General features: G+C 74.5%; 10 protein-coding genes. 2 read left to right on the top strand and 8 right to left on the bottom strand.

Annotated elements, in window-relative coordinates; all coding sequences use genetic code 11:
• Positions 1-6 precede the first annotated feature (6 nt).
• The 6 genes from FE634_RS18370 to FE634_RS18325 form a co-directional block, all read right to left on the bottom strand.
• On the bottom strand, positions 7-2,007 hold the full coding sequence (locus FE634_RS18370; RefSeq protein WP_137294524.1) for an LTA synthase family protein: 2,001 nt from the start codon (positions 2,005-2,007) through the stop codon (positions 7-9).
• Between the two features lie 105 nt (positions 2,008-2,112).
• On the bottom strand, positions 2,113-8,265 hold the full coding sequence (locus FE634_RS21220; RefSeq protein ID WP_187366749.1) for an Ig-like domain-containing protein: 6,153 nt from the start codon (positions 8,263-8,265) through the stop codon (positions 2,113-2,115).
• A gap of 148 nt (positions 8,266-8,413) precedes the next feature.
• A complete protein-coding gene (locus tag FE634_RS18340; RefSeq protein WP_148240859.1) occupies positions 8,414-14,641 on the bottom strand; it encodes a carboxypeptidase-like regulatory domain-containing protein in 6,228 nt (2,075 codons plus the stop codon).
• Complete coding sequence (locus FE634_RS18335) at positions 14,634-17,372, bottom strand: carboxypeptidase regulatory-like domain-containing protein (protein WP_137294526.1); 2,739 nt, start codon at positions 17,370-17,372, stop codon at positions 14,634-14,636. Before FE634_RS18335 ends, FE634_RS18340 begins: the two co-directional genes overlap by 8 nt.
• 1 nt (position 17,373) lies before the next feature.
• Positions 17,374-19,662: a carboxypeptidase-like regulatory domain-containing protein gene (locus tag FE634_RS18330; RefSeq protein ID WP_148240858.1), complete on the bottom strand. Its 2,289-nt coding sequence runs from the start codon at positions 19,660-19,662 to the stop codon at positions 17,374-17,376.
• 213 nt (positions 19,663-19,875) lie between these two features.
• Positions 19,876-20,436: a DUF4255 domain-containing protein gene (locus tag FE634_RS18325; RefSeq protein ID WP_170981633.1), complete on the bottom strand. Its 561-nt coding sequence runs from the start codon at positions 20,434-20,436 to the stop codon at positions 19,876-19,878.
• A gap of 139 nt (positions 20,437-20,575) precedes the next feature.
• Between FE634_RS18325 and FE634_RS18320 the strand changes: the two genes are divergently transcribed.
• A complete protein-coding gene (locus FE634_RS18320) occupies positions 20,576-21,070 on the top strand; it encodes a septum formation family protein (protein WP_246060815.1) in 495 nt (164 codons plus the stop codon).
• Positions 21,071-21,092: 22 nt separating this feature from the next.
• Positions 21,093-21,485 (top strand): DUF4280 domain-containing protein, encoded by a 393-nt coding sequence (locus tag FE634_RS18315; RefSeq protein ID WP_137294530.1) that lies wholly within the window; start codon positions 21,093-21,095, stop codon positions 21,483-21,485.
• Between the two features lie 78 nt (positions 21,486-21,563).
• On the opposite strand, the gene FE634_RS21730 is transcribed toward FE634_RS18315, so the two are convergent.
• Positions 21,564-22,781 (bottom strand): HNH endonuclease signature motif containing protein, encoded by a 1,218-nt coding sequence (locus FE634_RS21730; RefSeq protein ID WP_148240855.1) that lies wholly within the window; start codon positions 22,779-22,781, stop codon positions 21,564-21,566.
• A gap of 111 nt (positions 22,782-22,892) precedes the next feature.
• On the bottom strand, positions 22,893-23,933 hold the full coding sequence (locus FE634_RS18305; RefSeq protein WP_148240854.1) for a helix-turn-helix domain-containing protein: 1,041 nt from the start codon (positions 23,931-23,933) through the stop codon (positions 22,893-22,895).
• Positions 23,934-23,972: the final 39 nt, after the last annotated feature.

Below are 23,972 nucleotides of genomic sequence, written 5' to 3'. Positions count from 1 at the left end.
CGCCGGTCAGCGCATCGAGCCGGGCCACATCCGCTCGACGGAGTAGCGGTCGCCGATCGAGAAGTCGTACTGCACGAGCCGCACGTCCTCGAGCAGACGCCTCCCCCGGGGCGGCAGGTCGTCCTCGGTGATCTCCTGGCCCTCGGGGGAGAGCATCCGGCCCTGCTCCAGCGCGCTGACGTAGGTGCGGAGCCGGTTCAGCAGCACGTAGTAGGGCGGCACCGGCGCGCCGACCATGTCGTAGAGCATCGGCAGGAACTGCGTGGGGCTGCTCTGCGGGAGCTGCTGCTTCGGCGTCCCGGCGCTGTCCCAGAGGAAGAACGGCGTCGTGTAGAGCGCCAGGCCGGGGTTCTGGTCGGCGATCGAGGAGTCGTAGATGCCGGGCTGGTGGTCGCCGTAGAACACCACGACGGTGCGCTCCTTGGACCGCTTCATCCGGGTGAGGAAGTCGGCCACCGCGTCGTCGGTGTGGCTCAGGCCGCGGGCGTAGTTGGAGATCCGGTCGGCCTGGTCGCCCTCGACGCCGGTGACCGGGATCGGGTCGTCGTAGTTGCCGTCGACCGGGATGTGGTTCTGCATCGTGACGAGGTTGACCATCAGCGGCTCGTCGGCGTCGTCGATCTGCCGGGCGACCTCGTCGAAGGCCGACTTGTCGGAGATGAACTCGTTGTCGTCGATCCTCTCGGTCTCGGTCATCGTCGTGTCGTGGATGAACTCGTCGAAGCCGAGGGTCTCGTAGACCTTGTCGCGCTTGTAGAACGACGTGAGGTAGGGGTGCACCGCGATCGGCTTGTGGCCGTTGGCCCCGAGCCAGCCCACCGCCGAGGGGTACTGGTCGTAGTCGGAGACGAGCATCTGGTACGGCGTGCTGAGCTGCGGCTCGAAGAGGCCGATCGACTCGCCGGTCAGGGTCTCGAACTCCATGTTGGCCGTGCCGCCCCCGAGGAGCTGGGCCATCATCGTGCCGGAGCTGCCCTCGCGCATGACCTTGCGGATCTTCGGGATCGGGTCGCGGGCGAGCTCGAAGCCCTCGAGCTGGGTCGGGTCGGTGAACGACTCGCTGAGCACCACCACGACGTTGGCGTCGTCGAGGGTCCCGGTGCGCTTGCGGTTGATCCGGGCCGCGGCGCGCTCGTAGCGCGTCGCGAGGGCGTCCATGGTCTCCTCGGAGTAGGTCTCCGGGGTCTTCATCGCCACGGTCGGCATGTTGGAGAGGAAGCCGCCGACGAAGCCGTTGGCGAGGTAGTTGTTGCGCTGGTTCCAGTACTTCCACTCGTGGTCGCCGACCTCGTAGAGCCCGCGCAGCGGGTTGCCGGGGTCGTTGAAGTTGGCGGTGTTCTGGATCGTGCCGATCGCGAGGGTCACCAGGACCGCGCGCACCCCGACCGCGACAAGCTGCCGGCGCACCGAGAGGTGCGGCGGCCAGATCCGCGGCATCCGGGGCTCGAAGCGCCGCCCCACGAGCCAGGCGACGGCGACCAGGACGACCAGCCCGATGCCCGCGACCACGAGGGTGCCGACCGAGACCTGGGTCAGCAGGAAGCTGGGCTCCCGCAGGAAGTCGACGTCGCTCGGGTAGACCGGCTCCGAGCGGAGCCCGAGCTTGACCCTGTTGGCGGCGGCGAGCGTGATGGTGCCCGCCGCGACGATCCCGAGGGAGAGGATGACCCGGTTGGTGAGGCCGATGACGGCCACCAGGATGACCCAGATGACGACGCTGTCGAGCACGTAGCTGAGGCCGTCGACGAACGTCGAGTGCCACCAGTAGGACTCCTCGCCGACCAGCCCCGAGAGCTCCAGCACCAGGGCGCACGCCATCGCGCCGAGCCAGGAGACCCGCAGGGCCCAGAGCACCGACTGCCACGGGTTGTAGGCCGGAGGCGCGTCGGAGCCGTCGGTCGTCCCGACCGGCTCGTCGACGAGCTGCTCCGACAAGGTGACCTGCTTCCGCGGCGACGTGGTGAGCCGCGAGGGTGCGGCCGGCTGGACGCCCATCGTAGGAGACACGACGTCCTGCGTTCATTTCCCTTTCGCCCGCCCGTCAAACTCCGGGCGCCGCGGAGCGTGGCCCGGTGACGGACCTCACGCCGCACGGGGCGGGCCCGAGGGCGCTCAGCGGGCGACGAACCGGATGACCTGCACCTGCTTGGTGCCCTGGAGCCGGACGCCGAGGCGGTGCCCGCCGACGTCGGCGGGGAGCCGGGCGGCGGTGGTGAAGAGGAAGAGTCCCTCGCGCACGCTCTCCGCGACCATCACCGGGCCGGGGGTCCAGCCACCGCCCTTGCGGGGCAGCATCAGCTGCGGCTTGCGGCGGGTGCTGGTCGCGGCGATGCGCACCGTCGAGCGGGGCTTGACCGCGAACCGGCTGCCGCGCAGCGGGGCCCCGACCACCCACTCGTGGAGCTGGCGGTAGGGCACCGTCACGACCGTCCGGTTGCCGGCGCGATCGGTGGCGGTCGCCACGAGCTCACGGGTGTCGCGGCCGGTGACGACGGTCCTGGTCACGCACCCGACGAGGCCGGAGAGGGCGTCGGAGGCGACGCAGCGCCCGCGCGGCGGGACGTCGCGGTAGTCGGCGTTGCGGGTGACGCCCTGGATGACCGGCACCGGCCCGGTCTTGTCGATGTCGATCCCCCCGACCGTGACGGTGGCCCGGCCGCCGTTGGTGGCCCGGACGGTCTCGGTGTGCGACTGCCCGGCCGCGTCGGCGGAGAAGACGTGCGGTGCCGGGCACGGGGCCGCGAGCTCGGCGCCGGCCGGCCGCGTGCACTCGTAGCGGATGGTCACGTTGGTGCGCTGCCAGCCGGAGGCGCCGGTGGGGGTGGCCCTGACCGTGGGGAGCGCCCGCCGCAGCGAGCCGCCCTGGCCGGCCCGGGTGCCGTCGCCGGCGTAGGAGGCCTGGACGACGACGTCGGCGGTCGGGTCGAGCGTGTTGTCGATCCGGGCGACGCCGGCCACCAGCGTGCCGGTGCCGAGGGCCGGCCCGCCCGCGGTGCGGAACACCACGTCCCCGGTCGCCGTGCCCGCCGCGGGCCGCTCGGGCGACACCGCGGCCCGGATGGCGTCGGTGGTGATCGTGACGACGACCGTGACCGGGGCGGGGGCGACCGTGGAGGAGCCGGACGCGCTGCTGCCGGCGTAGACGGCGTCCGAGGTCCCGGTCGGTGCGAAGACGGCCCGCACGGCGGTGGTGCCCGCCGCGGAGGGGATCCACGGGAGGGTCGCGGTGCCGCCGACCACGGGCACCGGGTCGCCGACGGGCTGACCGGAAGCGGTGAACTGCACGGTGCCGCCCGCGGGCGCCGTGCCCGGCACCGGGAGCACCGAGGTGACGGTCGCGGTCAGGTCGCTGGGGGCGCCGACGGTGGCGCCGGCGGGGACCCGCACGGCGACGCTGGTGGCGTTCTTCTCGACGGCGACCGTGGCTCCGAGCGCGGCCGCCGCGGCGTAGTAGTCGTCGCCGGGCTGGGAGAAGGTGATCGTGCAGGGGCCGACGGCGCTGTAGGTGACCACGGCGCCGGCCGTGGTGCACGACGCCGACGTCGGGGTGACGACGACGGGCAGCCCGGCCGAGCTCTCGGCGAACGGGTAGGTCCAGGAGGTCAGCACCTTGGCCGGCGTCGGCGGCACGACCTGGGTGATCGTCTGGGCGTGCTTGCGCACGAGCACCTGGTAGGACGTCGTGCTGCCGGCGAAGGTCGTCGGGTCGGCCGGCACGAACGTCGCGGTCACGGTGTAGCTGCCGAAGCGGGTGAACGAGACGTCGGCCGAGGCCGCGCCGCCCGCCACCTCGACCCGGGCCAGCTGGACCGGGCCGGGCGGGTCGGCGGGGTCGGTCGAGACCCGGGTGCGGGTGAGCACGACGGTGCCGGAGAGCAGGGCCGGGTCGAGGACGTCGCCGCTGAGGCGGCCGGTCAGCGTGACGGGGATCGTGAGGGCGGGGTCCTGGAACGGGCCGGGCCGGGTGACGAGGGTCGAGGTGTCGGCCGGCAGCGCCACCGTGGTCGGGTTGCGACGCACGTCGATCGTGCGGGTCAGCCCCACCGCCGGGAGCCAGTCGGGGGCGGTCGAGCCGCGCGGCGACTCGGCCACGCCGAGCGTCACCGAGCAGGTGCCCTCGGCCTCGAGGCGCACGACCGTGCCGTCCCAGCGGCAGACGTCGGGCGTGGTGACCTCGACGTCGACCACGGCGTCGGGCGGGCCGTGGGTGACGACCGGCGCGGGGGTCCACGCGTCGCCGACGTACTGCTGGTCGGCGGGCGGAGCCGCCGAGGTGAAGGTCTGGGTGCCGGCGTCCACGGCCACGGTGAGCGAGGCCGGCGGGCTGTCGGCGAAGGCGTTGTCGTCGTCGGGCCGGAACGTCGCGGTCGCCTCGACCGGGCCGCGCGCGGTCGGCGTCCAGGTGACGGTGGCCGTGCCGTCGGCGCGCGGCGTCGTGACCAGGGTCTGGCCCTCGACGGTGATCGTGTACCCACCGGGGACGGCCGCGCCGTCGAGGGAGGAGGCGGTCGCCCGGGCGGTCACGGTGACCGGCGTCCCGACCGTCGGTGCCGCGCTGACCGAGAGGGTCACGGTGGTCGGGGCCCGGTAGACCTGGAAGGACACCTCGGCGTCGCCGGCGAGGTAGTCGTCGTTGCCGTCCTGGTGGAACGTCACGGTGCAGGTGTCCGGCGAGGTGAGGTAGACCTCGGGCGCGGCAGTCGTGCCGCGCCTGGTGCAGCCTCCGGCCGCCGACACCTGGACCGGGTTGCCGGAACCGCCGCCGGTGGGCGCCGGGAACCAGCTGCCGTCGACGTGGTCGGGGCCGGTGCGGGGCGTGAAGCCGATGGTCTGGCGTGCCTTCCCGACCGGGTGGGCGGTCGGGGCGACCTGGCGCAGCGGCTGCGGCTGGCCGGCCGCCGGGGCGGCGTACGGCGCGACCTCGTAGACCCGGCTGTCGCTGGGGACGAACTCGTGCCAGAGGTAGTGGTCACCAGCCCGCCGCGGTGTGGCGGCGAGGAACCGGCCGCTGCCGAACCAGGCGCTGGTGGGGTTCGTGCTCTGCGCGATCGTGGTGGCGCCCGCGCCGGTGCCGCGGTCGATCCCGATCGCACCGGTGCCGGCGATCTTGAGGTTGCTCCCGCCGGCACCCTCGCCGCGGGCGAAGGCCTCGGCGCGGACCTCGAGGCCGCCGTCGACGGCGAGGTCGGTGACGACCTCGCCGTCCACCGGGCTGACGGGGGTGACGCGCAGCGTCACCGTGACCTGGATCCGGTCGACGGTGACGAGGATCGTCACCGGGGTGGCGGCGGAGTACTTCGTGGGCACGGCGGCCTGCGTGGCCTGGAGCTCGCAGGTGCCCTCGCGGTCGAAGGTCACCACGCCGGCGGAGACCGAGCAGTACACCGAGTCGGCCGGCACCGTGGCGAGCACGATCGGCTGGGTCGCGTTGGTGCTGGTCAGGGGCGGCGTCCAGGTCTTGGTGACCCGGCCGGGTGCAGGTTTCGCCGGGGTGGCACCGAGGGTGAGGACCTGCTGGGCGAGGGCGACCGTGATCGACGCCCTCCGCTCGGTGAAGGACTCGTGCCGCGCGGTCCCGGCCGTGAACGTCACCACGATGTCCTGCGGGCCGGCCGCGGTCGGGGTGTAGGTCAGCGTGGCCCGGCCGGTGACCGGGTCGAAGGACTGCGCGGAGGCCGGGAACCCGGCGACGACGGCGGTGCCGGTGCCGAGCACGACGTCGGCCGTCGCGGCCGGCTGGAGGGCGTCGTAGACCTGGACGACGACGGTGGCGGGCGTGCCGAACTCCGGCGGGCCGGACGGCGTCGTCACCGCGATCCGGACCGGGCGGCTGGTGACGGTGACCGTGCGCTCCACCGCCGGGGCGGCCAGGTAGTTGCCGTCACCCGCCTGGGTCACGCTCACCGTGCAGGTGCCCGGGGGGACGGTGAAGGTGACGACGAGGCCCTCGACCGTGCAGGAGCCGGTGGGGACGATGGTGACGGCGCCGGTCGAGGGGCCGCGCGTGACCAGCGGCTCCCAGGTCTGGCCGACGTACGCCGGGCTGGGGGCGGTCCCGAGCGTCACGGCCTGCGACGCCTTGCCCACGACGAGGGGCCGGGTCGCGGTCTGGGCGGCGTGGGTGCGGGAGGCCGTGAACGACGCCGCGATGGTGAACGAGCCCACCGGGACCGCCGTCAGCCGGCGGGTCGCGGCGCCGATGGCGGGTCCGGTGGAGGCGTAGGTGACGGCCGCGGGGTCGCCGGTCACCGGGGCGTCGACGGTGATCGTGCCGGAGCCGGGCAGCCGGGCACCGGTGAGGGTGTCGGTCGCCACGACGGTGACGGTGACGGTGTCGCCGTAGACCGGGGCCGACCTGTCGACCGTCGTGGTCAGGGTGACCGGGCGCCGCACGACCTCGAAGGTGTGCTCGAGGTGGGCGGCCTCGTGGGTGGGGCCCTCGGCCTGGTCGGCGCTGACCGTGCAGGTGCCGGCCCCCACGAGCGCCACGGTGGTGCCGCTGACGGTGCAGGTCGTGGGGTCGTCGGTGCTGAGGACCAGCGGCTGGGGCGAGGCCCCCTTGACGGCGCCGGTGACCCACGTGGTGCCGACGCGGGCCGGGCTCGGGACGGTCGTGGTGTCCCAGGTGATGGGTGAGGAGGCCTTGCCGACGGTGATCGTGGCGTTGCCCGTGCCGGTGGTGTACCTCCCGGTCACCCCGGCGAAGGACGCGACCGCGGAGAGGGTGCCGACCGTGCCGGCGGTGAAGGTGCGGGTGTAGGTGCCGCCGGTCCAGGCGACGGTGGCCGGGCTGGGGTTCGGCACGCCGGTGATCGTCATGGAGCCGGCGCCCCCGGTGACCAGGGCCCCGCTGGCGCGGTCGCGCACGGTGGCGGTCACGGTCACGGTGCCGCCGAAGACCGGGTTGGCGGGGCTGGAGGTGACGACGACGTCGACCGGGGCGGCGGCCACGGTGAAGCTCCGCTTGACGACGGCCGCGGCGGCGTACAGCGCGGTGCCGGGGTGGCTGGCCTCGAGCGCGCAGCTGCCGGCGGTGAGGAAGGTGACGTCGTTGCCCGAGACGGTGCAGACCGACAGCGTCGTCGACCTCAGGGCCGGCGTCAGGCCGGAGTCGGACGGCGTGAGGGCGGCCGCGTCGGTCCAGGTGTCGCCGGCGACGAGCTCGGCGGCCGTCGGGGTGGTGAACGACGCCACGAGGTCGGCCTTGCCGACCACGACGTCGTGGGAGGCCTGGTCGACCTCGGCCCACACCCCGGTGTCGGTGGGCACGAACCCGGCCCGGACGACGTAGGTGCGGACGCCGGCGGCCTCGAACTCGCGGACCCCGACGCCGCCGGGCCAGGCGGTGTCGGCGGGGGTCGTGGCGTCGAGGTCGACGACCTGGAGGTGGCCGGCGCCGGCGACGGCCTCGCCGGTCGCGGTGTCGGTCGCGGTGGCCGTCACCCGGACCAGGTCGCGGTAGCGGGGGCCGACCGGCACCACGCTCCAGGCGATGCTGACCGGTCGCGCCGTCGCCTCGATCGTCGCGACGGCGGAGTCGGCGGCGTACAGGTCCCCGGCGGGCACGCTCGCGGTGACCTCGCACGACCCGACCCGCTTCATCCGCACGGCCGTGCGGCCCGCGAGGACCTCGCAGACGGCGGTGTCGGAGACCGTCAGGGTGACGCGCTCGCTGCCGTCCTGGCTGACCACGAGCGGCTGCTCGCCGCGCACGACCCGGGACCCCGTGGTCGGGGTGAGCGTGAGCCGCGGGTCGGCCGCGGCGACGGCCACGGTCTCGTCGTCCTCGGCCGCGGCGTCCTGGTCGCCGGCCTCGACCTCGGCGTGCACGGTGCACGAGCCGGGGGCCAGGAGCGAGACGTCGTCGCCGTTGGCGGCGACGGTGCACACGCGCGGCGTGGTCGACGTCAGGTCGACCGCCGAGGTCCCGGCACCGGAGTAGGCCGGCGTCCAGGGCTCCCCGAGGGCGCGCAGCGGGTCGGCGGGCGGGGTGATGGAGAAGGTGCGCGGCCGGCGCACCTGGAAGGTCTTGGCCGCGCTGGTGCCGGCGGCGTACGTGGCGTCGCCCGGGACGGTGGCGGTGACGGCGCAGCTGCCCGGCGCGGCGAGGGTGATCGTGCGCTGGTCGGCCGACGTCGTGCAGGCGCCGGCCGGGGTGGCGACGACCGCGAAGGTGACCGGGGTGCCCGACGACGGGGTCGTGACCGCCGGCGTCCAGGGGGTCGCGCTGACCAGCAGGGGCGTCGTGGTGGGGTCGGTGAGCACCGGGGTCTGCGGGGGGGGGCCGCGGCGGCTGCGGCGGCCGCGGGCGCCGCGGGCACCGCGGCGCCGGCGGTGGCGACCAGCGCTCCGACGAGGGCCCCGGTCAGGGCGGTCGAGACGAGGCCCGGCAGCCGGCGTCCGGTCCGCCGGGTCACGGCGCGAGCTCCCCGTCGGTCCCGTCGGTCCCGTCGGTCCCGTCGGTCCCGTCGGTTCCACCGGTCCCATCGGTTGTTCCACCGGTCCCGTCGGTCCCGTCAGGTGCGGGCGCCGGGTCCGGTGCCGCGTCGGGCGCCGGGGCGGGCGCGGGGTCCGGGTCGGCCGGTGCGGGTCGCAGCGTGACGCTGGTCGGGCCGGTGACGGTCACCTGGACCGAGTCGGGACCGTCGGCCCAGTCGCCCTCGAAGAGCCAGGCGCCGTGGGGGAGGGTGAGGACGACCTCGCCGGTGCTCGTGGAGAGGGAGGCGGGGCTCGGCGCGGCGCCGTCCTGCCCGGTGCCGGGCGAGACCTGGATGTTCGCGGTGCCGCCGGCGAACCCCTCGATCCGCACGGTGACCTCGAACAGCGACTCGGCCAGGGCGAAGGTCGCCGGCGACGCCGTGGGCACGTCCACCGTGGAGGTGGTGACCGGCCACCACTGGGCGGGGACGCCGGCGAGAACCGGGGTGACGTCGTAGCGGCCGGGCGGCACCCAGAGCTCGCCGGTGGTCGTGGCCGGGGCCGCGACGGTGCGGTCGAACCCGCCGCCGGCGGCCCGGACGATCCGCAGGGACGTCGTGGGCTCGGCGTGGCCCTCCCAGGCGTCGGCGCTGAGCGTGTAGCCGAACCGGGCGGCCTGGACCGTCCAGGCCAGGACGCTGCGCTCGTCGGAGGTGCCGTCGGGCACCCGGACCACGGTGGTGCCGGCGGCGCCGGCCGGGCAGCCGGACGTGTCGCCGCGGCCGGTGGGGCCGCTCAGGGTGCCGAGGTGGCCGGCGCCCTGGGTGAGGCTCACCTGGTAGCAGCCGGAGCGGACCTGCTGGAAGGAGCCGGTGCCGCCGCCGGTGAGGGTGAGGGCGAGGTCGGGGCTGACGGTGCCGCCGAGGGGCTCGAGCGCGAGGACGGTGCCGGACAGGTTCTCCGCGGCGCCGGCGCTCGAGGTGAGCGTGACGTCGAGGAAGCGGCGGGTCGGCACCAGCGCGTGGTCGAGCACCATCACGGCGCTGCTCGCGAAGGTGGTCTCGGGCGACGACGAGGGCTCGAACCCGGTCTTGGTGAAGGTGACGACGTACCTGCCGGCCGGGACGTTCTCGATCCGGTAGCTGCCGTCGTCGGGGCTGGTGGTGGTGGTCAGCTCCTGGCCCTCGGTGCCGCGGGCGGGCTGGTCGAGCGGGCAGAACACCACCGCACGGTCGGTGCAGGTGAGGGTCACGGTGGCCCCGCCGGCGACGTCGCCGGCGTCGGAGTCGGAGCCGCCGACGGTGACGACGCCCTCGATCGAGGCCTCGGTGCGCTCGACGGTGACGGTGTCTGCCTGCGTGGGGTCACCGGGCACGAGGGTGGTGTCCTGGGTGGTGCGCACGATCGTCGGGCCGGTCACCACGATCGTCCAGGTGCCGGGGACGACGGCGTCGAAGACGTAGCGCGCCCCGGCGCCCGTGCCGACGAGCGAGGCGGTGGGGTCGCCGGCCGTGGGGACCTCGTCGTCGTTCTGGGTCAGGCGGACGACGACGCTCGCGTCGTCGACGGTCGCCACGGCGTCCTGGACGGTGACCGAGAGCGCGACCGCGGTGGCGTAGACGTCGACGTCGGCGGTCTGGACGCCGCGCTCGACCTGCACGACCCGCCCGCGCACGCTGCCGGGGTTGGTCCGCTGGTCGAAGCCGGGGACCGCGGCGGTGAGCACCCACGTGCCCTCGGCGAGCCCGGATCGGCCGACCTGGTTGCTGCCGGTGACGACGAACGCGCCGTCCTCGTCGGTGGTCGTGGTGAACACCTCGTCGGCCTGCTCGGAGACCGCCGTGCACCCCCCGGCGACCGGGTTCGTGCACAGCGCGGCGGTGACCACGACGTCCTCGGGGTGTCGGACCTCGCTGGCGGGGCCGCCCTGGACGCCGAGGTTGGCGAGGACGTCGCCCTGGATCGTGCCGAGCCGGGTGAGGATCAGGTCGCAGCGGGTGGTGCCGCCGGGCTCGACGGTGACCCGGGTCGGGTCGGGCCCGGTCTCGCAGTCGAGGCGCACGGCGTCGCTCGAGTTCTGCACCAGTCGGGTCGTGGCGTGCTCGTAGCCCGGGGCCCGCACGGAGAACTGCGTGCGGGTGTCGGTCCCCGGCACGACCCGGTCGTAGGTCGTGGTGCTGCTGCTGCCGAGGGTCTGCTCGAAGGAGTCCTCGACACCGTCGACGCTCCGCGTGATGACGGCGCCGGTGACGGGCTCGCCGTCGCGCCCGCGCACGGTGAGCTCGATCTTCCCGAGCCTCTCCAGGACGACGGCGCCGCCGAAGGAGCACGAGCCGCCGACGGCGCAGGTGAGGGTGCCGGTGAAGGGCACGTAGCCCTCGAGCTCGATCCTGAGGGGGTAGGTGCCGGGGATGGCGCGGCCGGGCGGCAGGGCGTCGCCCTGGGCGTCGTCGCCCTCGTCGTCCCACTCGAGGACGCCGCGCGAGGCCTGGAGCGGGTCGGCGACCAGCCGGGCGGTGACGCTGCGCCCGTTGGGCGGGTCCACGACCGTGACCGGGACGGGCAGGGTGAACGGCGAGGTGGTGGCCGACGGGGTCACGGTCACCGCGACGTCGACGTCGACCGGGGCGGGCGCGAGCTCGAAGGTGTTGAGTCCGCCCACGACGAGCCGCTGCTTGGTGCGCTGGTAGGGCTCCCAGCCCGCGGCCTCGCCCCGCACGATGATCCTGTTCATCGTGTCGGTGAGGAAGCCCATGACGGTCCGGTTCGAGTCGTTCCACCCGGTCGTGCATCCGAGGAGCGGGGGGGTCTCCCGAGCCTCGACGGCGAAACACCCGTCGGTTCCGGTGGTCGGCTCGGTCGTGCTGTAGCCGGGCACACCCGTGTCCGAGAACGAGGTCGCCCCGCGCAGCAGGACCGGGATGCCGTTCAGCGGGACCGGGGCACCGTCGATGCGACCGACGACCTTGCCGACGAAGTTCGGGATCGGGTCGATCAGGGCCAGCCGGAGCGTGAGCACCTGGTTGTAGACGACGTCGGCGTCCACCTTGCCGCTGTAGGCACCGCTCGTGCCGGTGACGGTGTAGGAGCCCGGCTGGACCCGGTAGATCCGCGTGACGCCGGTCTCGGGCTCGGGCGCCTGCTGCAGGCCCGGCGGCTCCGGGGTCAGGGTCAGGGTCGGCCGCGGGTCGCTGGGCACGAGACGATCCGTCGGGTCGTCCACGCCGTCGCCGGGGATCGGCTCCGGCTGCAGCGAGCGAACGATGATCTGGCCGAGCCGGTCGAGGACCGGGTTGTACTGCTCGGCGCCGCCGTCGAGCAGGAGCGTGCCGGAGCGGGAGACGATGTACTCCTTGTCGGCGGGGACGGTGGTCAGGGTGTAGGCGCCGGTGCGCGGGGCCTCGATGGTGAACCGGTCGTCCTCGCCGATGGCGGCGCACCAGCGGGTCCGGCCCGGCTGCGAACCGACCTGGTAGAACGCGCCGGGCAGGCAGGCGTCCACGTCGGCCTGGGCGGCGGCGTCGTTCGCGGCGCCCGCAGCGACGGCGGTGGTGCAGTCGGGCAGGGCGCCGGTCGTGCCGTCGACCTGCATCCACACGCAGGTGACGGGCATCGGCTGGGCGGGTTGGGGGTCCAGGGCCTCGAAGTCCTCGCCGACCAACGGCGCGAGGCTGACCCGCCCGGTGACCGAGGGGACCGCCGTCAGCTCGGCGACGGGGGCGGTGACGTTGCTGCGCTCGGCCACCTGGACGTCGAGCGACTTCGGGAGGTAGCCGGGGGCCTCGACCAGCACGGTGTAGAGCCCGGGGGCGATGCCGCAGGTGCGGCCGGCGGAGACGGCTTCCTCGCAGAGGTCGTCGGCGGGGTCGGGCAGGGTGTAGGCGTCCTCGGGACCGAAGCGGGTCGTGAACTCCTCCGGGTCGGCGACGCCGTTGCCGTTCTCGTCGAGCGTCGCGGCCAGGCAGCCCTCCGGGTTGACCGGCCGGCCGTCGTCGCAGGTCCGGATCGGCTCGGCGGTCGCCACGTCGACCACGGTGCCGCGGACGGTCGAGGTCTGGGGCGAGATGCCGTCGGCCACGGGCTCCATGACCAGGTCGGCCCGCTTCTCGCCGCCGGCGGTGACCCGGACGGTGAGCTGGCGCGAGACGTAGCCGAAGTACTCGGCCGAGAGCGAGTACACGCCCGGCTCGACGCCGGTGAAGGCGTAGGACGAGGTGTCCTTGCCGGACGAGCTCGTCGTCTTGTACGTGGCCTCGTTGTTGGTCAGGACCAGGCCGGTGGCGCGCAGCGGCACCCCGGAGGACACCGGCTCGCGGGCCCGGCCGCGCGCGGCGACGGGGGTGGCCGCGGGGGCGGCGGCCGGCTCCTCGGCGATCGTCACGTCCCCCACGAGCCGGCCCGAGGAGCTGAGCAGCAGCGTCGAGACGGGGTCGGGACGCCGTCCGGGCACCAGGTCGACCTGCCGGCTCTCGGACTGGAACCCGGGGGCGCTGATGGTGACGGTGTAGCTGCCGGGGACCGGCACGCCCGAGAGGAAGAACTTGCCCTGGGGCTCCTCGGTCAGCGTGGTGGCGGTGCGGATGTTGCCCTCGCCGTCGCTGACCGACACCGTGGCGCCGAGCAGCGGGCCCTTCGACCCGTCCGGCAGGTAGCGCTTGATCTTGCCCGTGAGGAGGGCGACGCCGGGGGTGAGGGTGAGGTCGACCGTGCGGGTCTCCTCGGGCTCGACCCGCACCGAGGCCGCCTCGCTGCTCATGTCGTGGCGCGTCGCGACGACGACGTAGGTGCTCGGCGTGGAGAGGCCGGTGATCGACCAGGCCCCGACGTCGCCCTGCGAGTTGGTGCTCGTGGTGACGGTGTTGATGCCGTCGGTGATGGTGACCTGGGCGCCGCCGACCGGTCCGCCCGGGCCGGTGATGCGGCCCCGGAGGGCGCCGCTGCCGGGGACCATCTCGACCTCGAGCGGCTCCTTGGCCGCCTCGCTGGCGCTGTTCACCACGAAGCGCTGGGTCTGGTAGCCCGGCTTCGACATGGTGAGCAGGTAGTAGCCGGGGCTGCGGACGTCCTGGAAGGCCCACGCGCCGTTCTCGGGGGTGGTCTTGGTGCGGGCGTCGCTCTCGCTGGGCAGCGCCGCGACGGCGGCCGCGGCGAGCCGCTTGCCCTCGCCGGCGACGTCGTCCTCCGAGGTGCCGACGGTGCGGACGCCCTGCTGCATCGACTCGTCGACGAGCGCCTTCGACTCCAGGCGGACCGTCACGCCGGCGGGGGCCTCGCCCAGCATCGTGCCGCTGATCAGGCCGGGTCCGCCCGCCGCGGTGGGTGCCGCGCCGGAGCCGCCGGCACCGCCGTCCTCGCCGCCCGAGCCGTCCTCGCCGCCGTCCTCGCCGTCCTCGCCGTCGGTGGTGGCGCCGGCCGTGGTGGCCTCGTCGGAGGAGGAGGATGAGATCTTCTCCGAGAGCATCGGGATGAGCGTCAGCGCCGCGGCCGCCCAGACGGCGAGCACCGCGACCAGCGCGACGGCCTTGAGGGCCCACGGGCCCATCAGCGCGCGCTGGTGCAGGGTGCCGACGGTGTGCCGCACGGACTCGGTGGCGCTCGCCGTGACCGCGAACGCCGCGCGCGAGCCGTAGCCGGCCATCCGGGGGCGGTTCATCCGGGCCCGCGCGCCGACGCGGACCTCGCCCTGGGCGGGCACGGTCACCAGCTGCCGGCGCAGCTTCACGTAGCCGATCGAGGGGTTGGTGACGCTGAGCGCGACGTCGGTGGCGACGCCGCCGCCGTTGCGGACGACGACGGTGAAGCGGGCCTTGGCGATCGCGGACGGCTCCGCCGGCTCGAGGGAGACCGAGAGGGTCGTGCGCGGGTTGACGAGGAGGGTCGTCTCGGCGAGACCGGGCCGGCTGCCGTCGGTGAGCCCGGTCGCGGGGTCGAGGGCCTGGACGGTCACGACGAGCGGGTAGGACGCCGGCAGCGTGCCCTGCGGCGGGTGCAGGGCGACGGTGAGCTCCTGCGAGGCACCGGGCCCGAGGGTCGCGGTGCGCAGCGGCGGGCCGACGACCCACACGGGGTCGACGCCGAGCGGGGTCACGGTCAGGACGCGGGGGGCGGCGGCGGTGTTGGTCACCGTCACCGGCACCGCGAGCTCGACGCCGGCCGCCGTCCGGAGGACCGGCGCGGTGGTGACTCCCGGCGGGAGCGGGGCGTGCGGGGAGTGGTCAGCCATCGGAACGCACCTGGAAGTCCTTGGTCTGGGGCTCGCTGCGGTTGACCTCGGCCCGGGCGGTGGCCAGGGGCGCGCCTCCGCTGGTGCGTCGGACCTGGATCACGTAGGTCTGCGGAGCGTCGATGTCGAGGAACTCGTAGTAGGCGCACATGTTCTCGGGACACCCCCGGCCGCGGATCTCCCTCATCACCACGGTGGTGGTGAGGTAGGTCTGGCTCGGGTACGCAGAGGAGCGGTAGAGCTCGACGACCCACCCGGGGCGGGCGTTGGTGATCACGCCGCTGAGGGACGCCGGCGGGTCGAGCTTGAGGTTGCGCTCGTACTCCTGGCCGGCCTCGACGGTGAGCGTCTCCGTCGTGGGCGTGACGCCGCTCCTGCTGGTCTGCAGCGTGTACGTGCCCGGGGGCACGGCATCGAAGCGGTAGTCGCCGGCCGACGCGGCCGGCACCGAGGCCGCCACCACGCTGTAGGTGGCGGTGTTGGAGATCAGCTGGACGACGGTCTCGCCGGCCGGCTCGGCGGCGACGCCGCGCGTCGGCGACTGCGTCACCTTGCCGAAGACGACGGCGGTGGAGGCCTGGAGCCGCACGGTGATGACGCCGTTGACGACGGCGCTGTTCTCGGCGTCGGCCGACACGTTGCCCTCGCCGTCGAGCGCGACGGCGACCGTCTGCGACTCGAGGTCGGCGCGGGCGAAGGTGATCGTGTAGTCGCCGGGCAGCGGGAGGCCGGAGGCCTTCCAGTTGGTGCCGGGCACGGTCGGGCAGGCCGGTCCCGCGGAGTCGTCGGACTGGGTGGCGGTCTGCACCGTCTGGCTGCCGTCGGTGACGGTGACCGTGACGTCGGGGGCGGGCAGGTCGTCGAGGACCGAGATCACCTTGCCGCAGAGCTCGCCGGAGGACTTGTCGAGGTTGACCGCGACGCCGGTCAGGCGCTGCCCCTCGCCGAGGGCGACGGTGAGGGTCTGGGAGGCGTAGCCCTCCTGGCTCACGACCAGGGTGAACGCGGCCGGGGTCGGCAGGCCGCGCAGGGTGAAGTCGCCGCCCTGGGCGCCGGTCTGCGACGTCGTGGTCACCGAGGTCTGGCCGACGGTGGCGGTGATCGTGGCGCCCTCGACCTTCTGGGTCGCGGAGCTTACGGTGCCGCTGATGACGCCGTCGCCCTGGCGCAGGGTGATCTCGACGTCCTCGCGCTCCTCGCCGGCGCTGACGTCGATGCGCTGGGTGGAGGTGGCGTAGCCCTCCTTCTCCACGACCAGGTCGTAGGTCTGGGGGGAGGGGACGTCGGTGAGCGAGAACGTGCCGTCGTCGCCGATCGGCACCGAGGTGACCGTCGCGCCCTCGGAGGCGACGTCGACCGAGGGGTTGTCGACGCCGTCGGCCGGGATGGGTGCGTTGGCCCCCGCCCCGGCGTTGGTCGCGTCGAGGGGCGCCTTGAGGGTGAGCGTGGCGTTGGAGACGTCGGCGCCGACGACGGTGCCGCTGATCGAGGCCGGGACGCCGCCGAGGTCGACGTCGAGCGAGAGCTGCTGGCCGCCGGACTCCACGGTCACCGTCTGGCCGTCGGCGGCGTCGAGCGCCGTCGGGTACCAGAGCTGCACGAAGCCGGCGCCGCGGAAGGAGAACTTGTAGTCGCCGGCGGGGAGGTCGGCGACCTTCCAGGCGCCGTTGCGGTCGGTGGCGATGGTGCCGCGCGCGCTCTCGGTGTCGTCGGCGGCGAAGACGCTGACCTCGACGCCCTCGACCGGCTCGCTCGACGTCAGCAGCCGGACGGTGCCGCCGACCTGGGCGGAGCCGCCGGTCGCGCTCGCGTCGCCCGCGGCGGCGATCGCGAGGGCGAGGTCGCGGTCCTCGGCGGAGCGCCCGACGAGCTGGCCGAGGGAGAGGGTGATGACGATGGCGAACACGGTGACCGCGACGAGCAGCCCGACCAGGGACAGCCCGCCGCGGGAGATGGTCGCGCGCTGCACGAACGTCGCCTGGGCCTGCGCCGGCACGTCGTCGCCGACCAGGGGCGGGCGCTTGCGCCGCAGCTTGGGGCTCAGCTTCTGGGCCGCGCTGGGTCGCGGGGCGGGCTCGCCGGCGTCCGCGGCGACGCCGGCGGCGACCGGCTCCTCCTGGGCGCGGTCGAGGGCGCTGCTCTGGGCCTCGTCGAGCATCCGCAGCTCGAGCGGGCGGATCACGGGGCTGCCGGTCAGCGGACGACGGCTGCGCGCGCGCAGGTCGATCATGGTGTTCTCGCCGGGCGCGAGGTCGACGGTCCCCGGGCTGAACTCGAACCGGACGCGGCCCTCGGGGTCCTGGCCGTGCATCCGGCCGCTGACGCGGGTGTTGCCCTCGTTGGCGACCAGGATGCTGAGCTTGGCGGTGCGCCCGGCCGAGACGACCACCGGGTCGGCGGTGACGGTGACCGAGGGCGCCTCGGGAACCGAGAGCACGACGTCCTCGACGATGCTGGCGAACGGCGGCGTGACCTCGCGGACCTGCAGGGCGACCCGGCGGTCGCCGGCGGTCATGCCGGGCGGGACCTCCAGGGTCACCACGACCGTGCGGGTCTCGTCGGGGAACAGGGTGATCTCGGCGTCGTCCATGCCGACCCAGGAGGGGTCGGCGCCGAGCACCCGGAGCGTGTAGCCGCCGATGACGTCGCCGGTGTTGCTCAGCGTGACGACGATCGGCTGGGGGATGCCCGCGATCACGTCGAACTGACGGGGGGAGACGTCGACGTGCACCTCAGCCGCCGCCCGAGCCGAGGGCGAGGTCCTGGAAGGACGTCAGCCCCTCCATGACCACGACCATCGCGGTCTGCTGGCGCAGCCCCTCGGCGGTCACGGTCACGCTGTAGGTGCCCGAGGGCAGACCCTCGACCCGGTACCCGCCGTTGCCGTCGATGCTGCCGGCGCCGCCGCTGGTCGCGGTCCACGTGGTGAGGCCGTTGGTGATGGTGACCTGTGCGCCGACGTAGGGGTTGTCGGTGGCGCCGTAGACCTGGCCGGCGATGCCGCCGAGCTTGTTGTTCAGCTGCACCTCGACCACCGGCGGCGGGCTGACGCCGTCGAGGGAGACCGGGACGCTGCGCGGGGCGTAGCCCTCGAGGGTGAAGGTGAGCGTGTAGTCGCCGGGGGCCGCGAGGCCGCTGAGGCTGAACCGGCCGACGTCGCCGGAGGTCAGCGTGGTCGTGGTGGGGGTCGTGGTGCCGTCCTCGGTCGCGGCGACGCCGCCGACCGTGACGGTCGCGCCGCCGAGGCCGTTGCCGTCGGGACCGCGCAGGTAGCCGGTGACGCTGGTGGTGCCGGCCTCGACCTGCACCACCACGCCGTCCTCGCTGGCGCCGGCGTCCAGGTCGACGATGGTGGTGTCGGCGCCGTAGGTCTCGGAGGTGAAGGTCAGCACGTAGGTCGCCGGGGTGGGGAGGTTCTCGAGGGTGAACGAGCCGACCGCCCCGACGGTCGGGGTGACGACCGCGACCGTCTCGCCCTCGACGGTGGTGGTCACGGTGACGCCGCCGGCCGGGGTGCCGTCGGGCAGCTCGACCCGCCCGGTGATCCGGCCGTCGGCGGAGGCCGGGACGACGCTCGGCTGCAGCCGCTTCTCGCCGCCGGCGACGGAGGTGGTCGTCGTCTTCACCTCGTAGCCCTCGGTGGTGAAGCTGAGCTCGTAGCGCGAGGGGGCCAGGAGGCCCCGGAGCAGGTAGGTGCCCCCGCCGTCGGTGGTGGTGCGCACCGTCGGGGCGTCGGGGATGTCGAGGGAGCGGGCCACGACGGTCGTCGGCAGCGACGTCAGCGAGGCGCCCTGGTCGACGACGCCGGTGATCGAGGCGTCCAGGCCGGTGATGACGATGTTCTGCAGGCCCTCGGCCTCACCCTGCGCGGGCACGGGGACGGCGGTGGCGCGGCCCCGGCCGACCGCGCCGCGGTCGCTCCACCAGGCCGGCTCGTAGCCGGCCGCGACGAAGCGCAGCCGGTAGCTGGTGGGGAAGAGCCCGACGAGGCGGTAGCTGCCGTCGGCCTGGGTGGCCGCCGAGCTGACCAGCACCGGGCCGTCGCGGCCGTCGCGCCAGGCCTGGACGAGGATCCGGCCGACCGGCTGCAGGTTGCTCGCGGCGGTGACGACGCCCTGGATCGTGCCGCCGATCTCGGGGTCGACCAGGCCGTCCTCCTTGTCGAGGGCGCCCTCGGGCGTCGTCGCGGCGACGTTCTCCACGCGGTCGGCCGGGTAGAACGACGTCGCGACCTTCTTGGTGACCGGGTCGCCGCCGAGGACCTGCGCGAGGCCGAGCACGAAGATCGCGGCCCACACCGCGATGATCCCCATCAGGATCAGCGCGGTGAGCAGCCCGCGGCTCAGCGTCGGGCGCTGCTTGAGGACGACGCGGGTCTCGGCGACCAGGTCGGGGTCCTGCTCGGTCTCCTCCATGGCCGCGATCGAGTGCGCGCGGCTGGCGGTGAGGTTGATCGCGGCGGTGCGGTCGATCTCGGCGCCGGTGATCATCCGCGGGCCCTTGACGACCAGGATGACCGGGGTGCGGGTGCCCGGGTCGACGGTGAGCCGCTCCGAGCTGAACCGCGCGGTGCTGCGGCCGTCCTCCAGGGACGCCGCCAGGGTGACGTCGAGCGCGGTGTTGCCGGTGTTCTCCACGTCGAGCAGGAACCGGCCGGAGCGCCGGGCCCGGATCAGCTGCGGCGTGCGGTGCAGGCGCAGCGCCGGGTGGGCGGCCACGGACAGGTCGAGGTCGAGGTGCTGCGTCGGCGCGCCGCTGCCGTGGGAGACGACCTCGACGGTGACCGGGTGGCTGCCCGCGGTCAGCGACGGCGGGACGTCGACGTGCATGACCAGGCGGCCCTCGGCGCCGGGGAAGAGCGGCAGCAGCTGCGGCTCGATCCGGGTCGCGGCGTCCGGGAGGCCGATGAGGCGGGCGGTGACGCCGTCGATGAGGTCGCTGGTGTTGACGACGTCGACCGGGATCTCGATGGTCGTGCCGGGGTCGGCCTGCAGGACGAGGTGCTCGGTCACCAGTCTCATCGGGCGCGCCTCGCGGGCACGCACGAGTGCCGCGAGTGGAGGGCGGGGACGGAGCCGAGCACGGGTACCTGCCGGGGGCCTAGGACGAGGGGGGCAACACCAGGCACAGTAGGAGCAGGGAGCAGCGCCGCGAGGCAGAATGAGGAAACTTCTCTCCCCATCCGCACGCGGTGCACCCGCCGGGGCGACGACGACCCGACGGGTCGGACCGTGTCAGATCTGCTTCGGCGCGGCCAGCACCGACACGCGCTCGACGGCGGCGGCCTGGTCCTCCCAGTCCCACGTGTCGGCGGCGACGGTGGCCCGGATGACGGCGCAGGCCTTGAGCTGTCCGCTCACGCCCTGCCAGATCTCGCGGGGTCGCATCGTGGGGTCGCTGCCGAAGCCGAGGGTGACGGTCGAGTTCAGGTTGGCGTGCGTGAGGTCCAGCGGGAGCACCGGCACGCCGGCGAAGAGGCTGACGACGTCGCTGAGCAGCTGGTGCTCGTCGCGGGGGCTGCCGGCCCAGGCGCTGACGAGGTAGTCGAGCTCGACCATCGGCAGGGGGGCGCGGCGCTCGGCGCGGCCCGACGCGTCGACGCGCGCCTGCGCAGTGCGGGTGGGCTGGCTGCTGCGGTCGAGGCCGTAGAGGAAGAGGTTCACCGTGAGTCGGGACAGCTGGGCGGCCCAGGTCGAGGTGGGGGTGTCGAAGCTGACGTCGCCGACGTCCTCGGGGAGCGGGAGGCGACGGCGGACCAGCTGCTCGAGGCCCTCGTCGACGTACCTGATGAACACGTGCGCTCTCCTCGGGTGGGGGGTCGGGGCCAATGTAGGCGCGCCGACGGGGTGCGTGCGGGCAATCTCCGCATTCGCCCGCGACGGGCACCGGGCCGCGACTAGATTGCCGGGGCCGGGCCGTCGAGAGCGAGAGGTCGTGACCGGGAACGTGAACGCTCCCCACACCCGCCGGTTCGCGCGGCTCGTCGTGCCGGTGTGCCTCGCGGTGCTGGCGCTCGCCGGCTGCGGCGATGACGACGACGGCGACGAGAACCCGGTCCTCGACCTCGAGGTGGGCGACTGCGTGAACGCTCCCGAGGAGATCAAGGCCCAGATCAGCGACATCTCCACCGTGGCGTGCGACGAGCCGCACGACCAGGAGGCCTACGCGGTCGCCGACTACGAGCCGGCCGACCAGGACGTCGACGGCGACGTCTTCCCGGGCGACGACGCCCTCACGGCGTTCGCCGACGGCCGCTGCGCCGAGGAGTTCAAGGGCTACGTCGGCGTCGACTACCTCGACTCCCGCTTCTACTTCACCTACCTCTACCCGTCCCCGCGCTCCTGGCAGTCCGGCGACCGTGCCGTCGTCTGCCTGGTCATGGAGGCCGGGCGCCAGCTCGACGAGTCGGTCAAGGGCACCGGGCTCTGACCGACGTGACCAGGAGACAGCCATGGGCAACCCCGCAGCGGTGACCGGCGCGATGCTGACCTGCACCTTCGGCGTCGCGCCGTCGACCCTGAACGTGATCCCCGCCAAGCGGGTGACCGTCGAGGGCCGCCCGGTCGCGACCATCCCCGACATCGCGCCCGGGGTGAACATCGCGCCGTTCGGGATGTGCACCAGCCTCACCAACCCGATGGTGGCCGCCGCCACCGCCGCCGCGCTCGGCGTGCTCACCCCCATGCCCTGCGTCCCGGTCGTCCCGGCGCCCTGGGCGCCCGGCGCCCCGAGGACGCTCGTCGGCGGGCTGCCCGCCGTCACGGCCGGCTCGATGTGCACCTGCGCGTGGGGCGGCGTCATCAGCATCACGATGCCCGGCGCCGTCCGCACGTCGATGGGCTGACGGTCCTCTGTCCCGACTCCTCACGACCTGACCGCGCGCCGGTGGGCCCCGCCGTGGGCGGGGTGCGGGGCGGGGTGGTCAGGGCTCGGCCGGCTCGGCTGGTGGTGGGTCGAGTGGGGTGGTGCCGTGGTGGTCTCGTCGGTAGGTGAGGCCGGAGGGTGCGGTCCAGTGGTAGGTGCCGGGGTCGGTCATCCGGTAGGTCCAGTGGCTGTGGGTCTTGGCGCGGTGGTGTCGTCGGCAGAGGGGTGCGAGGTTGTCGCTGCTGGTGGTGCCGCCGGCTGAGTACGGGACGACGTGGTCGAGGTCGCAGCGGGTGGCGGGGCGTCGGCAGTGGGGGAAGACGCAGGTGAGGTCGCGCAGCTCGACGTGTTCGCGCAAGCGGTCGGGGGCTTCGTAGGCCTCGACGTGGACGTGCTGCTCGAGGTCGATGACGGGCTTGATGACGACCTTCGCGGCGGTGGCGCACCAGGTCTCGATGGTCTCCACGGTGACCGGGGTGCGGGTGGTCTCGCAGCGCCCGACGTCGGGTGAGTCCTGGTGCAGGTGCACGACGAGCGTGCGTCCCGCCAGGTCGAGGGGTTGGTCGCCGCGGGCGAGGTCGCCGAGGGCGATCGAGCGGCGGACGTCGAGGAACTGGTCGCAGCCGGCGTCGGCGAGGGCTTGGGCGCTGGTCTGGAGGGCGTGTTCGAGGTCGAGGGCGTCGGGGACCGTCAGGAGGGCGTCGAGGCGGACGTGACCGTCGATGGTGGCGTGGTCGAGGTCGACCCGCACGTGCCGCTGGTCCCTGCCTGCGGTGGCCTGGTCGGGGGCGTGGCGGGCGATGGCTTCGTCGACGAGGCGGTCGAGCTGGGCGTAGGTGATGGTGGAGACGGCCTGGGCGAGCCGGGCGTCGACGTGGGTGGCGCCGTCGAGGGGGAGTCGCATGGTGGCGTCGGCGATCTTGGCGGCCTTCCACACCGGCAGCCGTCCGGCGAGGACTGCGGCCCAGAGTCGGGGGAGTCGGTGGTGCAGCTCGAGGGCGCGGGCGAGGTACTTCAGCCCGGACTCGGTGGAGGAGCCGAGGGCGGCGGCGAGGTCGTAGGCGGCGAACTCCTCGATCGCCGGGCAGCCGGGGCCGCCGAGGGTGAGGGCACGTTCGCCGAAGGTCATCGCCGCGGGGTCGGCGTCGGTGGTGTGCTCGGTGGCCCAGTCGAGGACCGCGACCAGGGTCGCGATCTCGGCCCGGCGGGCCGCAGCCTGGTGGGTGCGCACCGCCGCCAGCGCCGGGTCGGCGGTCCGGGCGGTGGCTGCGGGCATGGCCCCATTCTAGTCCGGCCAGCAGACAATCGCTACGGTGTTCGAACATCTGTGGACGGCGGGCGGGCCGGTCCGGCAGCCCTCGGGGAGCCTCCGGCTCGACCGGGTCGGCTAGCGGCGGGGTGGGGCCGGGACCGGCACCCGGGCCCCGGGTCCGGACCACACCAGGGGGGCGGGCAGGACGAGGTCGCCCGAGGTCAGGCCGCGCAGGAGCCCGGCCATCTCGGGTGCGCAGCCCGGACCGGTGGTCCGGGACTCGGCGAGGGTCAGGAAGGCCGTGGTGAGGCGGAGCCACCGGCGGGTGCTGCCGGCGTGGTGGGTGCGGACGTGTGGCCGGGCCGAGAGCCAGGCCGCGAGCGCGGGGCGGGCGAGGACGTCGCCGGTGTCGGCGACCAGGCACAGCCGCGCGCCGTCGGTGCCGCTGCCCTCCAGGCCGTCGAGCCAGCGACCGAGGTCGAGCCGGCCGCGGCGCGCGTGCGCGGCGGGGTCGGCCAGCGCGGCGCGGGTGGCGGCGTACAGGTAGAGGGGGGCCAGGCCGGTGCGCGGCGAGCGGGTCCGGGCGTGGCGGGTCGCCCCGGTGGCGGTGGCGTCGCGCACGAGGAGCGCGACCAGGCGGACGTCGCGGGCCAGGACCAGCCCGACCACCTCGACCAGCTGGACGACGAGCTCGGGCGTGGTCGCGACGCGGAAGGTGTCGGCGCCGTTGGGCCGGACGCCCTGGGCCTCCCACGCCCGCGCGACGGTGCTGTGCCCGACGCCGAGGTGCGCCGCGAGGCTGCGCGCCGACCAGGTCGTGGCGCCGACCGACGCCGGCGGCGGCGCCAGGGTGGCCGCCACGATCGCGCGGTCGTCGGCCGCGCGGACCGGCTTGGGCGGCTGGTCGTGGAGTCCGGCGAGACCGGCGTCGGCGTAGCGCGTGCGCCACGTGTGCACTGTCTGCCGGCTCACGCCCAGCACCCGCGCCACCTGGGTCGGTCCGATCCCGCGGCCCGAGAGCAGCACGATCCGCGCCCGCAGGCCGAGCGCGCTCGACGCCGCGGCGTACGCCGACAGCTGCGGCACCTCCCCGGGACGCAGCGCGTAGCGCTCGGCGCGGGCGGGGGAGATCGCGGGGAGGTCGGCCGGGCCCCAGGACCCGGCGGTGGCGGTCACGACCCCAGTCTGGGCGGGAACGCGCTCCGGCGGGCGAAA

This window comes from Nocardioides sp. S-1144 (genome assembly GCF_005954645.2).
Classification (GTDB): domain Bacteria; phylum Actinomycetota; class Actinomycetes; order Propionibacteriales; family Nocardioidaceae; genus Nocardioides; species Nocardioides dongxiaopingii.
The sequence above is the reverse complement of the archived record's forward strand: the minus strand, read 5'-3'. Positions and strand labels throughout refer to the sequence as shown.

What these genes read in the sequence shown, in the direction of transcription:
- FE634_RS18340 (WP_148240859.1), bottom strand. Translation starts at nt 14,641, where the DNA reads ATGGCTGACCACTCCCCGCACGCCCCGCTCCCGCCGGGAGTCACCACC.
- FE634_RS18330 (WP_148240858.1), bottom strand. Translation starts at nt 19,662, where the DNA reads ATGAGACTGGTGACCGAGCACCTCGTCCTGCAGGCCGACCCCGGCACG.
- FE634_RS18315 (WP_137294530.1), top strand. Translation starts at nt 21,093, where the DNA reads ATGGGCAACCCCGCAGCGGTGACCGGCGCGATGCTGACCTGCACCTTC.
- FE634_RS21730 (WP_148240855.1), bottom strand. Translation starts at nt 22,781, where the DNA reads ATGCCCGCAGCCACCGCCCGGACCGCCGACCCGGCGCTGGCGGCGGTG.